The organism is Sedimentibacter sp. B4 (assembly GCF_000309315.1).
Taxonomy (GTDB): Bacteria; Bacillota; Clostridia; order Tissierellales; family Sedimentibacteraceae; genus Sedimentibacter; species Sedimentibacter saalensis.
Genome location: NZ_CANG01000046.1, coordinates 16,074 through 30,528, shown reverse-complemented (window position 1 = coordinate 30,528; position 14,455 = coordinate 16,074). Strand labels below are relative to the sequence as shown.

Genomic DNA, 14,455 nt, shown 5'->3' with positions numbered 1-14,455 from the left:
AAAGTCACAAAGATAGCATGTAAAACTATATAAAATGCAGGGGAGAGATTGTCCGCCGTCACGGGCGGGTGGTACCCGCCCATACGGTGGTTGATAGAGGGATTTCTCTTTGTTAAGAGCAAGTTAAATGTTGCAGATTTATAATTTTATGTTTTTTGAAATAACATCTATTATTTCTTCAGTAGTTACACATTTTTTATTGGATACAGAAGACATTTCAATTAAATCACCGGTCATGATTCCGTTGTTTATAGTGTCATGGCATGCTTTTTCCAGACTGTCAGAAAATTTAACTAGTTCAATGTTATCGTCTAACTCTCCTCGTTTTCTCAGTGCTCCTGTCCATGCAAATATAATTGCTATAGGATTTGTTGAGGTTTTTTCTCCCTTAAGATGTCTGTAATAGTGCATTTTGACTGTTCCGTGGGATGCTTCGTACTCATGAGCGCCATCTGGGGATACAAGCACTGAAGTCATAAGGGCCAGACTTCCGAATCCTGTGGCAATCATGTCGCTCATTACATCTCCGTCGTAATTTTTGCATGCCCAGATTATTCCGCCTTCAGACTTTATAATTCTTGATACTGCATCGTCAATGAGTGTGTAAGTGTACTTGATTCCAATGTTCTCAAATTGCTCTTTATATTTTTCATTGTACAGTTCTTCAAATATGTCCTTGAACTTGCTGTCATATGCCTTAACAACCGTATCCTTTGCTGAAAACATTAGGTTGGCTTTTTCTTTAAGCGCATGTTTAAAGCAAGATTCAGCGAAAAACATGATGGAGGAGTCTAAGTTGTATTCACCTATTAAAATTCCTTTTTCATTAAAGTCATAGACCAATGTTCTTTTTTCATTGTTGTACTTGTCCGTGAGAACTAATTCCGCTTTAGTGAAAGCATTAACCTCCATACTAGTGGAAGCGTATATATCTCCATATGAATGTCTGGCTATGGTGATTGGTTTTTTCCATCTTGGTATTAAAGGAGTTATGGTTTCAATGGTAATAGGCTTTCTGAACACGGTTCCGTCAAGAATGTCTCTGATGGTGCCGTTGGGACTATTTAAAAAGTTCTTCAAGTCATATTCAATTTTTCTGTCGCTGTTTGACGTTATTGTAGCACATTTGACTCCAACGCCATATTTTCTTATGGCATTTGCGGCATCTACTGTAACCTTGTCATTGGTATTATCCCTGTTTTTTAAGTGCAGGTCATAATATTCGCTCTTCAGTTCAACATAGGGGAGTATTAATTTTTCCTTGACTATGTGCCATATTATGCGAGCCATTTCATCCCCGTCAAGTTCAACCAGTGGTGTTGTCATTTTAATTTTTTCCATAGATCTCCTTCAATTTATAATGGTTTAATGGCCTTTAAAATTCCGTGGAATTTAAAGGCCATATTATTTATAAATTTTTCTTGTTGTAATTAATCAGTGAACCGTTTAAGAGTATTTCTCTTTCTTTATCAGTAAGAGCTCCCAATGACAGTGTTATTTTTCTTGGTTCTTCATCTAATACATAAGCTGTAATTTCATCAACTTTGTTTTCTATTGCGCTCTTGATTCCAGGAACAAATACGAAATCATCCTTTTTAATCAAGTTTTCATCTTTGATGAGGAATGGAATTATACCCCAGTTAAGAAGGTTTGATCTGTATCTTTTTGTAGCATATTCTTTTGCAATGTTTGCCCATGCGCCTAAAATTCTCTGGCATGAAGCAGCTTGTTCTCTTGCAGAACCGTCTCCCGGCTTGTTTGCATAAATTGTGCTTCCGATTCCTGTTTCAGCAGTATCAATAATATCAAAACCTTCAATTTTTCTTATTCTTTCAAAAGCCTGCTTAAGTTCAGCAAATTCTTTTGCAGTATCTTTTCCTTGCTCACGGGCTAATTCATATTCATGAACTTTCTTTGAGTTTGCAACATAATCAGGATCTTTTCTGCTCAATGTAAATTCAGCAAGTCTTATAGGATTTGATCTGTATGAAGAAGTTTCTCCAGAAGGAATCAATTCGTCAGTTGTTGTAACAGGGTCTGTAATGTGAGTAACAACTTTTACAACTATATTTTCTGTTACTTCAGGCATTTTAGGCCAAGGTTTTATGTTTGGTCCGTAAATAAGCTCCACAGAATCATCTGCATTGCCCCATCCGTTATAAACTTTCTTTTCATATATTGATTTATCAAAGTGGTATTCTGTTTCTGAATAATCAACATCAATTTCATCTGCGCCTGTTAAAATACCGCCATTTATGGCTGTTGCTGCAATTGATCTTGCATCCATTAGAGCAACCATTGAAACCTGTCCTTCAGTTGGTTTTGAACCATCTCTGTTAGGAAAGTTTCTTGTAGCATGTCTGATGGAGAACTCGTTGTTTGCTGGTGTATCTCCGGCACCGAAGCAAGGTCCGCAGAATGCTGGCTTGATAACAGCTCCTGCTTCCATAAGATCAGCTACAACTCCGTTTCTTACAAGTTCAATATAAGCTGGCTGGCTTCCTGGATATACGCTCAAGGAGAACTTGTCATTGCCTGTTGATTTGCCTTTCATTATGTCTGCTGCAGCAACTATGTTGTCAAAAGTTCCGCCTGAACATCCTGCGATGATTCCCTGATCAACATATATGTTGTCGTCAACTATTTTGCTCATCATGTCAACTTTTACGTCGTTTGACTCAAAAGTTTTCTTGCTTGCTTCTTCTATTTTTGCAAATATTTCCTGAGGATTCTTTTTCACTTCTTCAATTGTATATACGTTGCTTGGATGGAAAGGAAGAGCTATGGAAGGTTTTATTTGTGATAAGTCAACTTCCACAATTCCGTCATACAATGCAATTGCTCCAGGTTTAAGCATGCTGTAATCTTCTTCTCTTCCGTGAACTTCATAGAAATTCTTAACTTTTTCATCTGTTTCCCATATAGAGCTCCAGCATGTTGTTTCAGTAGTCATAACGTCGATTCCGTTTCTGTATTCAACAGACAGATGTTCGATGCCGTCACCAATAAATTCCATAACCTTGTTTTTAACGAAGTTGTTGTTGTAAACTTCCTTAATTATATTAAGAGCAACGTCATGAGGACCAACTCCTTTGTTTGGTTTTCCTTTAAGATAAATTGCTATAACTTCTGGGTAGCTTATGTCATAAGTCTGTTCAAGAAGCTGCTTTGCAAGCTCTCCGCCGCCTTCACCTATTGCCATTGTACCAAGAGCACCATATCTTGTATGGCTGTCAGAACCCAAAATCATGTTTCCGCACTTAGTCATCATTTCTCTGTTGTAGGAGTGGATTACTGCTAAATTTGGCGGAACATAAATTCCGCCGAATTTCTTTGCAGAAGACAATGCAAATTTATGGTCATCTTCGTTAATTGTGCCTCCTACTGCACAAAGACTGTTGTGGCAGTTTGTCATTACATATGGAAGAGGGAACTTCTTCATTCCGCTGGCAATTGCAGTCTGAGTTATGCCAACGTATGTTATGTCATGGGCAGTTATGGAATCAAATTTAAGCTGCAGTTTTTCCATGTTATTTGAATGATTGTGTTTTTCTAGAATTCCATAGGTCATAGTGCCTTTTTTGGCTTCATTTTTATCATATGTCATGTTATTTGATTTTGCTGCTTCACAAAAATCATTTTCCTGAGAAACAATGGTCCTGCCGTTGATAATGAGGACAGGATTGTTAACACTTTTAATCATTTATATCCTCCAAGGTTTTAAATTTTTAATTGTACATTTTACTTACTAAGTGTATAATAATTGTGAAATATAGTCTAATATTGATTTTATTATATTTTATATAGGCAAAACCTATGATTGGAGAAAGTTATGAACGATAGAGAATTAATATATGTAAAAACAATTGCTGAAACAAAGAGCATTTCAAAAGCAGCTCAAAAGCTTTTCATTGCCCAGCCTTCTCTCAGTCAGGCTATACAAAAAATTGAAGATGATCTGGGAACAAAACTTTTCATAAGAAAACATGATGGAATTTCACTTACAATGGCAGGTGAAAAATATTACCTGGCAGCAACTGAAATACTGAACATTTATGATGATTATAAAAATGAGGTAACTTACATCAATGATTTGAAAAGAGGAAGAGTGACCATTGGCATAACAGTCTACATGGGAACATATCTGTTGCCAAAACTATTGCCAATGTTTGCAGAAGAATTCCCCAATATTGAAATATATATAAAGGAACTTAATTCCGTCAATATGGAAAAATCTTTGCTGGATGGGACAATAGATTTTGCTGTCATGCACACTCATCCGCTGAAAAACAGCGAGCCTCTGAACCATGAAGTGTTGTACAAAGATCCCTTCATGATTGTAACACAAAAAAATCATCCTCTGTCTCAATACGCCAAAAAAGTTCCGGACAGCCATCACTCTTCCATTGACTTGAATTTGTTCAAGGATGAAAAGTTCATAATGCTTCGAAAAGATAAAAGAATCAGGCAAGTGTGTGACATAATTTTTCACAGGGCAGGAATAAATCCGGCAACATGCCTGACTCTGCAAAGTTATGAAAGCGCCAGAAGATTGGCTAGCACTGGCTATGGAGTAACCATGATTCCTCTTCAGTACATCAACATATTCGAAGGCCAGTATGATGCAGACTACTTTTTCATAGAGGACAATGAATATGCATTTTGGTATACATGTATTTCTACAAATCCTAATATGTACTTGTCAAAGGCAGCCAAGGTTTTCATGAATATGATTCATGGCTATTTCAGCGACAATCAGCCAATTTAATGTAAAATTCATAAGATAGGGAGGATAATATGTTTAGAGAATCAATAGATGTTTCGTGTTCAATAATAAGAGGAGGCTCAAGCAAAGGTGTTTTTTTTCTGGAAAATTCACTGCCACCTCATGGAGAATTAAGGGATAAAATTTTGCTTGCTGCTTTTGGAAGCCCTGATGCAAGGCAAATAGACGGCTTGGGAGGTGCAAATTCACTTACAAGCAAAGTATGTATCGTAAGCCCTTCACAAAGAGATGATGCGGATGTTGACTATACATATGGTCAGGTAAGTATAGACAAAGCCATGATTGACTGGAAAGGAAACTGCGGAAACATGATTTCTGCAGTTGGAATATTTGCAGTTCAGAACAATTTGTTAAAGGCTGTTGAACCTCTTACAAAAGTTCGAATTTACAACACAAATAGCAACAAGATAATACATGTCACGTATCCGGTGAAAGATGGACGTGTGTTGTCGGAAGGAGATTACAGCATACCGGGAGTTCCCGGCACAGGCGCAAAGCTTAAGGTTGAATTTTTTGATCCATCCGGCTCAGTAACAAAAAAATTGCTGCCTACAGGAAATACAAAGGATACCATAAGTTTAGGAGAAAACAAAATATTTACGGTTTCAATGGTTGATTCAGGAAATCCTGTTATATTTGTGAAAGCTGAAGATTTGGGAATGAATGGAACAGAGCTTCCTGCAGAAATAGAATCTGCACCCGGCATATTAAATACCCTTGAAGGAATAAGAAGCATATGTGCTGAACTTTCAGGAATAGTTCCTGACAGAAAAGATGCTCTTTCTAAAAGTCCCGCGTATCCAAAAATCTGCATTGTTTCTGAATCTAAAGATTATATAAATTCAGAAGGAGTATTGGTTAAAGCTGAAGAAACTGATCTTCTTGCAAGGATGGGAGCCCTTCAGAAAATGCATAAAACTTTTGCTGTTACTGCTGCTGTGGCAACAGGGGCTGCATCAAAAATTAAAGGAACAATAGTTAATGAAATAGTTGGTGATAAAATTTCAGAAACATTAATTATAGGTCAGCCCTATGGACCCATGGAAGTAACAATCCACATGGAAGACGGTAAAATAATTAAAGAAGGGATTTACAGAACTGCACGTAAAATAATGGATGGAAACGTTTATATTCCATATTCCAGACTAAGGGTATAGGCATTGCCTATACTAGGTATAACATAAATATATTTGCTTAAATAAAACTATTAACATATAATTGTATACAAAGATTGTATACAATTATTTTTATGTTGGTGAACACAGTACAGTTAACGAAAAATTCATAATTGGATGTGAATGTATGAATGAGTTAGAACAGCTTTCAGATTTTATTTTCAACTTTGACTTGGAAAAAACTCATTATGATGTTGTAGAAACGGCGAAAATATGCGTATTGGACTCATTTTCTGCAGCAGTGGGCGCTTCAAAGGATAAATTGATAGTTGATATAATCAAAAAATATAAAGAGTTTTATAATTCTGAAAATGAAAACGGTATTTACGTTTGGGGACATAACATAAAACTTCCGGTTGTACAAGCTGCATTTATAAATGCAATGATGGGACACAAACTGGAGCTTGATGATGTCCACACAAATTCAAAGACGCACATTGGAACTGTTGTGGTTCCTACGGCAATATGCCTTGCTCAATATTTAAAGTCTTCGCCAAAGGAATTCCTGGAAGCAGTAATATGCGGCTATGAAGTAATGTCAAGAATAGGAATGGGTTTTGGAGTATCAAGCCACCGCAACAAAGGATGGCACGTAACTTCCACAGCAGGAACTTTTGGAGCTGCAGCTGCTGCAGCAAAGCTTTTAAAGTTAAATGTTAAAGAAACAACACACGCTTTAGGAATGGCTGGTACCCAATCATTCGGATTGTGGGCGTTTCTTGAAGACAGTGCAAGTTCCAAGATTTTGCATCCTGCAAGGGCAGCTTCAAGCGGAATTGAAGCTGCAATGCTGGCTAAAGCAGGAATGACAGGACCTATAAGCATACTTAGCGCAAATGATGGAAACCTGTTTAAAGCCATGTCTGATGAATACGATATGGCAAAGGTAACAAAGGACCTTGGTGTCGTATTTGAAATAAAAAATGTTGACAACAAGCCATATCCGTGCTGCAGGAGCACACATTGTGCAATTGATTCAGCAATACAATTAAAAAAATTATACATCATAGATGTTGATAATATTGAAGAAGTGCAAATAGGCACTTATCTTGTTGGGTATAAACAATGCGGACTCACAGAAGGAAGCAAAAACCCAGGAACTTCAACAGAAGCAAAATTCTCAACACCTTACACATTTGCAACTGCCATGATAAACGGAAATGTATCTCTTGAACATTTTACGGCTGAATCTATAAACAATGAAAATGTACAATCATTGCTTAAAAAAGTTTCTGTTTATTCTGACGATGAATTTACAAAGAGGTACCCAATGCATTGGGGTTGCAAAGCAAAAATAGTCATGAAGGACAAAAATGTATATGAAACTGAAGTCAAAGATGCATCAGGCAGTGTATACAATCCTGTTTCTAAAAATGACATAAAAAATAAAGCAATTCCTCTCTTGAAAGTAGCATATGAGGATAGTGTTATTGAAAAAATACTTAACATTGAAAAGTATTCCGACTTGTTCCTGGAATCTTTCATGAAACAGGAGGCAGAAAATTGAAAAAAATCGTAGTACCCTACGGCAATAGTTTTCAGCAAGCGGAAGTTAATGAAAGTATAATAGTAGAAAACATTGACTTGGCAGGCAATGACAATATAGATTGTGAAGAGAGTCTTTTAAAAAAAGCAATGGATAATCCTATTGGTTCGTCAAAACTTGAAGACATGGTAAAAAGTGATGACAATATTCTTATTGTTGTCAACGACCACACAAGACCGGGACCAAATAAAATAATAGTTAATGAAATAATGGAAAGAATAGCACCTAAAGTAAAAGATGGTAAACAAATTAAGCTTATCATAGCAACAGGCAGCCACAGAAAGCCCACAAGGGAAGAACTGGTCAATATATTAGGTGAAAATATAATAGATAAATATGAAGTTTTAATACATGAGTGCAAAGATGAAGAAAGTTTAAAATATCTTGGAGAATCATTGTACAATGTTCCAATCTATGTGAACAAGGCATTGACTGAATGCACATTTTGTATTGTAACAGGACTTATAGCTCCTCATCACTCAGCTGGATATAGCGGAGGAAGAAAGAGCATAGTGCCTGGTCTGGCTGGATTTAATACACTTAAAATCCACCACTCTTTACCTATAAGGCCTTATGAACCGGCCATGGGAAATATATATGGTAATCCATTCCATGAAGTTGCTTTGGATGTTGCTTTAAAAGCTAATGTAAAGTTTATGGTTAATGCAGTTCAAAACCCACATAAACAAAACATAGCTTTTGTAGCAGGAGATCTAATTGAAGCACACAAACAAGGAGTTGATATATGCAAGGACGCCAGTGAGGTGATAATTTCAGAAAAGGCTGATATTGTAATTGCAAGCCCTGGAGGATATCCCAGAGACAGAAATCTTTATCAGTCACAGAAAGCATTATCAGTGGCAGAAATGCTTGGCAATCCCGATTGTACTTTTATCATATCTGCAGAGTGCAGAGACGGGTATGGGGAAGGAGTACTTAAGGAATGGTTATCTGCCGCAGCTAACCCTCAGGAAGTAGTTGAAAGATTTAAAGCTGAAGGTTATGATGTGGGCAGCAACAAAGCGTTTATGTATGCCAGGGCAATGATTAAAGGAAAAATAATTATTGTTTCTGAATACCTGAACAAAGACGAGCTTGACGAAATGATGTTGGGATGGGCTCCAAATCTTGAGCAAGCTTTAGAAGAAACATTTAAGAAAAAAATACCGAATAAAATTCTGGTATTGCCCAATGCAGTAAATATAATTCCTACAACTTTAAAAGGAGAATAAAAATGAAAAAAAGATTTTTATTAGCTACAATGGCACTAGTTTTATCCCTTTCTATCATGGGATGCAGCAAGAAAGAAGCAGCTCCAGCACCAGCTGACGGAGCTGAAGCAGGCGCTTGGAAATTCGAAAGACCTATTGAAATTGTAATACCTTTCGGACCTGGTAGCGGTACTGATACAACTATTAGAGCATGGGCTCCATTGATGGAAAAAGAACTTGGAACAACTATCAACATTAACAACGTTGCAGGTGCCGGCGGAGTTCAAGGTGCTGAATTCTTCGTTAATCAGCCAGCAGACGGATATACATTTGCAATGTATACACCTTCACACGTAATAGCTGCTGTAGACGGAACAGCATCATTTGACATATTAAATGATACTATGCCTGTAGTAAGACTTGTACAGGACTCTAACATAATATTGGCTGGAAAGCACGTTCCATATAACAACCTAAAAGAATTAATTGAATATGCAAAAGCTAACCCAGACAAGAAACCTACACTTGGTATGATGTCAATTAACGGTATTGACGGTGCTGCTGCTACGCAACTTTTCGATGCTGCAGGAATTGAAGTACAGTTCATACCATATGCAAGTGGTGCTGAAGCAAACGCAGCAATAATGGGTGGACACACAGACATGGTTTTAACAAGCCCATTTGATGGAAATGCTTACCTTGAATCAGGCGACATGAAACCTATCGTATTGCTGGCTGAAGAAAGAGCAACAAACCTTCCAGACGTAGAATGCACAGGTGAACTTGGATATGAAGCATACATCGGACCTTGGAGAGGAATCGTTGCTGCAAAAGGAACTCCACAAGGAGCTATTGATGCATTGGAAGCAGCAGCAGTTATAGTTAATGAAAAACAAGAATGGATTGACTGGAAAGAAACTGTAGGACTTAATGACAGACCAGGTTTTGCTACTCAGGAAGAATTCAAAACAATCTGGATGGAATACTATGAAACTATGAAAGCCCTCAGAGGAAAATAGAAAATAAATAGTATGCATATAACCTTCTTGGAATGTTCAGATAAAAAGTTCAAAGAAGGTTATATTTTTCAAAACGAATTTAGTAATAAAAATGGTAGTAATTTATTTAAAAAATATAAGGAGTGAAAAACAGTATGGCTTTGGAATTATTGTTTAACTTGGGTTTAGCGGTATTCTTCATTTATTGTTTCTTTTTCGTGGGTTCAACTGTACCTGCTGCATTACCCAATACATTGGGAGGAGCTGAGTGGTCAAGAATTTTATTGGTTCTTTTAATAATAAGCTTGATTGCTAATGCTATTAAGATTGCAAGAAGCAACAGTGGAAACATAAACTTTAAATTTAATTTTGATATTAAAAAATTTGTTACAAATAAAATGTTCATAGGCAGCATCATAATGCTGGTATACGCATCTGTACTTGATACAGTTGGTTTCCTTACAAGTTCTTTTATTATGTTCTTGTTCTATTCACGTCTGCTTGGAGAGAAGAGAATCAAGACACTTTTGATTTCAGCTTTTGGATGTGTTGTGCTTTTATACTTGATTTTTGACGTGCTGCTTGGCATCATGCTTCCAAGAGGAACAGGCATATTCAGAACATTTGCATTGTTCATTGAATCGTATATTTAAGGAGGATAAAAATGGAATTAATTAAATTAGGGATTGGAGTAGTCTTTGTTCCACAAACACTTCTTCTTATATTCTTTGGTACAGTAATCGGGGTTATTTTCGGCGCATTGCCTGGAGTAAGTGCTTCAATGGCTGTAGTATTAGGTTTAACATTCACTTATGGACTTGACCCTGTTACTTCAATAGCATTTCTAGTTGCAGTATATTGTGCTGCCATTACCGGAGGCGGTATAACAGCAATTCTGTTTAAAATACCAGGTACACCTTCAAGTGCACCGACTACATTTGACGGTCACCCAATGGCTCAAAGCGGACAACCGATGAGAGCACTTAGTATTGCTTTGATAACTTCAGCTATAGGTGGAATATTTGCTGCAGTTGCAATGTTCATGATAAGCCCTCAGCTTTCAAAGGCTGCACTTAAGTTTGGTCCTTCTGAATTGTTTGCAATTTCATTCATGGGATTGTCAGTACTTACTGCACTTGATGAAGGAAATGTTTTGAAAACTTTGATTTCAGGACTTCTGGGTTTGTGGCTGGCAACTGTGGGAATGGATCCTATAGATGGTTTCGCAAGATTCACATGGGGAAATTCAACTTTATTGTCAGGAATTGAAATGATACCTGTAATGATAGGTATGTTTGCAATCACTCAGATTCTTAAGGAAACAAGAAGCAGAAGCAAGATTGAAAATCTTGATGAATCTAAGTCAGACAAGAAAAATGATAAAATAGTTTCACTTAAGGAATTGTGGGATATTAAAGGAACAATTGCAAGAACCGGAATCATTGGAACAATAGTTGGTATTCTTCCTGGAGCCGGAGCAACTATAGCTTCTTTCTTATGCTACACTTCTGAAGTAAAAATATCTAAACATCCTGAAACATTTGGAAAAGGTGAAATAAGAGGTATTGCTGCTTCTGAAACTGCTAACAACGCAGCTACAGGAGGTTCTATGGTACCGCTATTGTCACTTGGTATACCTGGAGGAAATGCTGCTGCCATCATGATGTCTGCTCTTGTAATGAAGGGTGTACAGATGGGACCGCTTCTTCTTCAAAATCAGCCACAGTACATGGGCAGCGTGTTTGTATCAATGATAATTACAAACATAATAATGGTTTTCGTATCTTTTGCCGTTGCGAAGGTATTTGGTAAGATATTGGGAATTCCATACAGCATACTTGGAACATTGATAATCATGCTTGCTGTTATAGGAAGCTATGCTCTGCAAAACACTACAGGAAATGTTGTTCTTATGGTTATTGCAGGTATTATCGGATATGCATTTGCTGAATTTGGTTTCAACAATGCTGCTTTGATCCTTGGTCTTGTTCTTGGAACAATGGTTGAATCAAACCTGAGAAGAGCAATCATGATTGAACAGGGAAATATAGCAGCTGTATTCTCTAAACCTATTACAGCTACTTTGATGGTTGTAAGTGCTGTTTCATTGTTATGGCCAATTGTTAAACCTATGATAATGAAAAAACGCAAAACTGCCAACTAAATATAATTAAAATAAATCCTTATTTGTGTAAAAGCAAATAAGGGTTTATATCAATATGCCTAAATTACCGCAGAAATTTGCAAAAGGTGGAAGCAATGCTTAACTTTATATGGACAATGTTAGCTGGATATTTGACGGGACGAATATTTTTGAAGGTTAAAATTCCAGGGGGGATGATGATTGGAAGCATCGCAGGAGCCGCTTTTTTGAATATTGCCACCAATATGGCATATATGCCTTATGCAGGCAGACTTGCTGCCCAAATAATTGCAGGAGCCTTTATTGGAGTAGGACTTGAAAAGAGTGATCTCAAAAGGCTTAAAACAATTTGTAAACCGGCAATTACATTAATAACTGGAATGCTGGTGTTAAACATTGTTTCAGGTTTTCTGATTTACCATTTCAGCCGCTTGGATTTAATGACTTCACTAATGAGCGCCATACCTGGAGGAATAAGCGATATTCCTATTATCAGTGATGAAATGGGTGCTGATTCTTCAAAAGTGGCTTTGATGCAATTTGTAAGGCTGATTTTTGGACTTGGTGTCTTTCCATCTATGATAGCTAAAATATCTAAAATGAAATATTTTGAAAACAGCATTAACAAAGATGTTTACAAAAGGACTTCAAGCAGTTTCTACAATTTCAACTGCATGTTATTGACATTGGCTGTAGCAGCTGTCTTTGGAATGATTGGAAAATTATCAGGCATTCCTTCTGCTACGCTGGTTTTTTCAATGATCAGTGTCATCGTATTGAAACTTTCAACCAATAAGGCATGCATGCCAAGATCCATGAGGAAATTTGCGCAGCTTTTGGCAGGATGCTACATAGGAAGCAACTTTACGTTAAACGATGCTGTTGAAATGAGGTTTCTCATAGTACCGTCAATAATTTTGCTTGTGGGATACTTTACAGCATGTTTTGTAATTGGAAACATTATGAACAAAAAATACAGATTGCCTTTGGATGAAGCAATGCTGGCCGCTACACCGGCTGGCGCATCAGATATGGCATTGATTTCAGCAGAAATCGGCATAGAAAGTTCTGATGTTATAGTGCTGCAGATAATTAGAATGATAACTGCAGTATCATTGTTTCCTCAGATAATGAGAGCTATAGCAATGATGGCATCCTGAGATATTATTAAGACTATATAATCTTCGAATGATTGAAGGATTTTAGTATGTATTTATAATGATGAATAACCGGGAGTTGAATAAAATGTTTGGACAAAATGTTGAAATCAGAACAATAAATTTAAATAGTGTCAGGGAAAGAAATGAAGTTGATGTTTTTTTGCAAAAACAAGATTTAATTCTTGAAAGGGATGTTGAATACACCCTGGCTATGTATGAAGAAGACAGGATTGTTGGAACAGGCTCAATTTCAGGCAATGTTTTAAAATGCATAGCAATAGATCCGGAATATCAAGGCGGAGGATTTTCAAATAGAATTGTATCCTTGCTGTTAAATGAACAATATTACAGGGGCAATACACACCTGTTTATTTTTACAAAACCTAAGAACAGGAAATTATTTTTGGATTTAGGTTTTTACGAAATCACATCAGTTGATGATTATGTTACTCTGCTGGAAAACGACCCGAGAGGAATCAAAGATTTCACAGAAAATCTTAAACTGCAAAAACACGAGGGCAAAGTGGTTTCAAGCATTGTTATGAATTGTAATCCGTTTACTCTGGGACATAGGCATCTTGTTGAAACTGCTTCAAAAAACAGCGATGTTGTTCACATTTTCGTTGTATGGGAAGACCGGTCAGTTTTTCCAAATGAAGTAAGGTACAAACTCATAAAAGAAGGTGTCAAGGATTTGAAAAATGTTTTTTTACACAGAGGCAAAGATTATATAATTTCAAATTCAACATTTCCTTCATATTTTTTAAAGGAAAAGAATGCAATTGTAAAAATTCATACTATGCTTGATGTAAAAATTTTCGGAGAATTCATAGCACCTGCATTGGGCATTAACAGAAGGTATGTAGGGGAAGAAAAATCAGACCCTGTTACTAACGAATATAATCTTACAATGAAAGAATTGCTTAAAGATTATGATATAGAAGTTGTTGAAATTCCAAGAGTTAAAAATGACGAAGCAGCCATAAGTGCTTCAAGAGTGCGTGAACTTTTAAAAAATGATGATTTTGATTCATTAAAACATTTAGTTCCGCAAACAACATTTGAGTTTTTAATTTCGGAAGAGGCCAAGATAATAATTGGCAAAATCAAAAATGGAAAAAATAAACTATAAAGGAGGCAGGCAGATGGAAATTAAAAAGGTTGGAGTAGCAGGTACTGTTGAATCCAGTGATATAAATATTGTCATAGAGCCATCTGACAAGAAAGGCATTGAAATTGAACTGCAAAGCACTGTAATGAAGCAATTTGGCAGGCAGATCAAAAATTTAATCGAAGAAACGCTTAAAAGCGAAGGAGTTGAAAGCGCAGTTGTAAGGGCAACAGACAAAGGCGCCATAGATTTTGTTATTAAAGCTAGAGCGCTTACAGCTTTATACAGAGCTGCAGAAATAAATGAATATACTTGGGAGGCTTAA

The 14,455-nt window shown here is 36.7% G+C and carries 12 protein-coding genes; 10 read left to right on the top strand and 2 right to left on the bottom strand.

Going from position 1 to position 14,455, the window contains the following annotated elements:
• Positions 1-138 precede the first annotated feature (138 nt).
• Together BN358_RS09395 and BN358_RS09390 are read right to left on the bottom strand one after the other, a co-directional pair.
• On the bottom strand, positions 139-1,341 hold the full coding sequence (locus BN358_RS09395; protein WP_019228992.1) for an NADP-dependent isocitrate dehydrogenase: 1,203 nt from the start codon (positions 1,339-1,341) through the stop codon (positions 139-141).
• Between the two features lie 67 nt (positions 1,342-1,408).
• Entirely contained in the window at positions 1,409-3,703 is a 2,295-nt protein-coding gene (locus BN358_RS09390; RefSeq protein ID WP_019228991.1) for a hydratase, read from the bottom strand.
• A 129-nt stretch (positions 3,704-3,832) separates the two neighbouring features.
• Here BN358_RS09390 and BN358_RS09385 point away from each other — a divergent pair, with 129 nt between their 5' ends.
• The 10 genes from BN358_RS09385 to citD all read left to right on the top strand — a co-directional run bounded on the left by BN358_RS09385 (position 3,833) and on the right by citD (position 14,455).
• On the top strand, positions 3,833-4,768 hold the full coding sequence (locus BN358_RS09385; protein ID WP_019228990.1) for a LysR family transcriptional regulator: 936 nt from the start codon (positions 3,833-3,835) through the stop codon (positions 4,766-4,768).
• A gap of 29 nt (positions 4,769-4,797) precedes the next feature.
• Complete coding sequence (locus BN358_RS09380; RefSeq protein WP_019228989.1) at positions 4,798-5,943, top strand: 2-methylaconitate cis-trans isomerase PrpF family protein; 1,146 nt, start codon at positions 4,798-4,800, stop codon at positions 5,941-5,943.
• 145 nt (positions 5,944-6,088) lie between these two features.
• Positions 6,089-7,468, top strand: a complete 1,380-nt coding sequence (locus BN358_RS09375; RefSeq protein ID WP_019228988.1) for an MmgE/PrpD family protein — start codon at positions 6,089-6,091, stop codon at positions 7,466-7,468.
• The gene (larA, locus tag BN358_RS09370; RefSeq protein ID WP_019228987.1) at positions 7,465-8,739 is read left to right on the top strand and encodes a nickel-dependent lactate racemase; all 1,275 of its coding nucleotides are present in this window, start codon (positions 7,465-7,467) and stop codon (positions 8,737-8,739) included. Before BN358_RS09375 ends, larA begins: the two co-directional genes overlap by 4 nt.
• Before the next feature lie 2 nt (positions 8,740-8,741).
• Positions 8,742-9,737: a tripartite tricarboxylate transporter substrate binding protein gene (locus BN358_RS09365; RefSeq protein ID WP_019228986.1), complete on the top strand. Its 996-nt coding sequence runs from the start codon at positions 8,742-8,744 to the stop codon at positions 9,735-9,737.
• 134 nt (positions 9,738-9,871) lie between these two features.
• Positions 9,872-10,369, top strand: coding sequence for a tripartite tricarboxylate transporter TctB family protein (locus BN358_RS09360; protein ID WP_019228985.1), 498 nt, complete (start codon positions 9,872-9,874; stop codon positions 10,367-10,369).
• 11 nt (positions 10,370-10,380) lie between these two features.
• Positions 10,381-11,880, top strand: a complete 1,500-nt coding sequence (locus BN358_RS09355; protein ID WP_019228984.1) for a tripartite tricarboxylate transporter permease — start codon at positions 10,381-10,383, stop codon at positions 11,878-11,880.
• 95 nt (positions 11,881-11,975) lie between these two features.
• Positions 11,976-13,019, top strand: a complete 1,044-nt coding sequence (locus BN358_RS09350) for an AbrB family transcriptional regulator (RefSeq protein WP_019228983.1) — start codon at positions 11,976-11,978, stop codon at positions 13,017-13,019.
• A gap of 85 nt (positions 13,020-13,104) precedes the next feature.
• Complete coding sequence (gene citC, locus BN358_RS09345; protein ID WP_019228982.1) at positions 13,105-14,151, top strand: [citrate (pro-3S)-lyase] ligase; 1,047 nt, start codon at positions 13,105-13,107, stop codon at positions 14,149-14,151.
• A 13-nt stretch (positions 14,152-14,164) separates the two neighbouring features.
• Complete coding sequence (gene citD / locus BN358_RS09340; RefSeq protein ID WP_040582292.1) at positions 14,165-14,455, top strand: citrate lyase acyl carrier protein; 291 nt, start codon at positions 14,165-14,167, stop codon at positions 14,453-14,455.

Coding starts and splice junctions, on each gene's coding strand:
- BN358_RS09390 (WP_019228991.1), bottom strand. CDS start 3,703: ATGATTAAAAGTGTTAACAATCCTGTCCTCATTATCAACGGCAGGACC.
- BN358_RS09360 (WP_019228985.1), top strand. CDS start 9,872: ATGGCTTTGGAATTATTGTTTAACTTGGGTTTAGCGGTATTCTTCATT.
- citD (WP_040582292.1), top strand. CDS start 14,165: ATGGAAATTAAAAAGGTTGGAGTAGCAGGTACTGTTGAATCCAGTGAT.
- BN358_RS09380 (WP_019228989.1), top strand. CDS start 4,798: ATGTTTAGAGAATCAATAGATGTTTCGTGTTCAATAATAAGAGGAGGC.
- citC (WP_019228982.1), top strand. CDS start 13,105: ATGTTTGGACAAAATGTTGAAATCAGAACAATAAATTTAAATAGTGTC.
- BN358_RS09375 (WP_019228988.1), top strand. CDS start 6,089: ATGAATGAGTTAGAACAGCTTTCAGATTTTATTTTCAACTTTGACTTG.
- BN358_RS09365 (WP_019228986.1), top strand. CDS start 8,742: ATGAAAAAAAGATTTTTATTAGCTACAATGGCACTAGTTTTATCCCTT.
- BN358_RS09395 (WP_019228992.1), bottom strand. CDS start 1,341: ATGGAAAAAATTAAAATGACAACACCACTGGTTGAACTTGACGGGGAT.
- BN358_RS09355 (WP_019228984.1), top strand. CDS start 10,381: ATGGAATTAATTAAATTAGGGATTGGAGTAGTCTTTGTTCCACAAACA.
- BN358_RS09385 (WP_019228990.1), top strand. CDS start 3,833: ATGAACGATAGAGAATTAATATATGTAAAAACAATTGCTGAAACAAAG.
- BN358_RS09350 (WP_019228983.1), top strand. CDS start 11,976: ATGCTTAACTTTATATGGACAATGTTAGCTGGATATTTGACGGGACGA.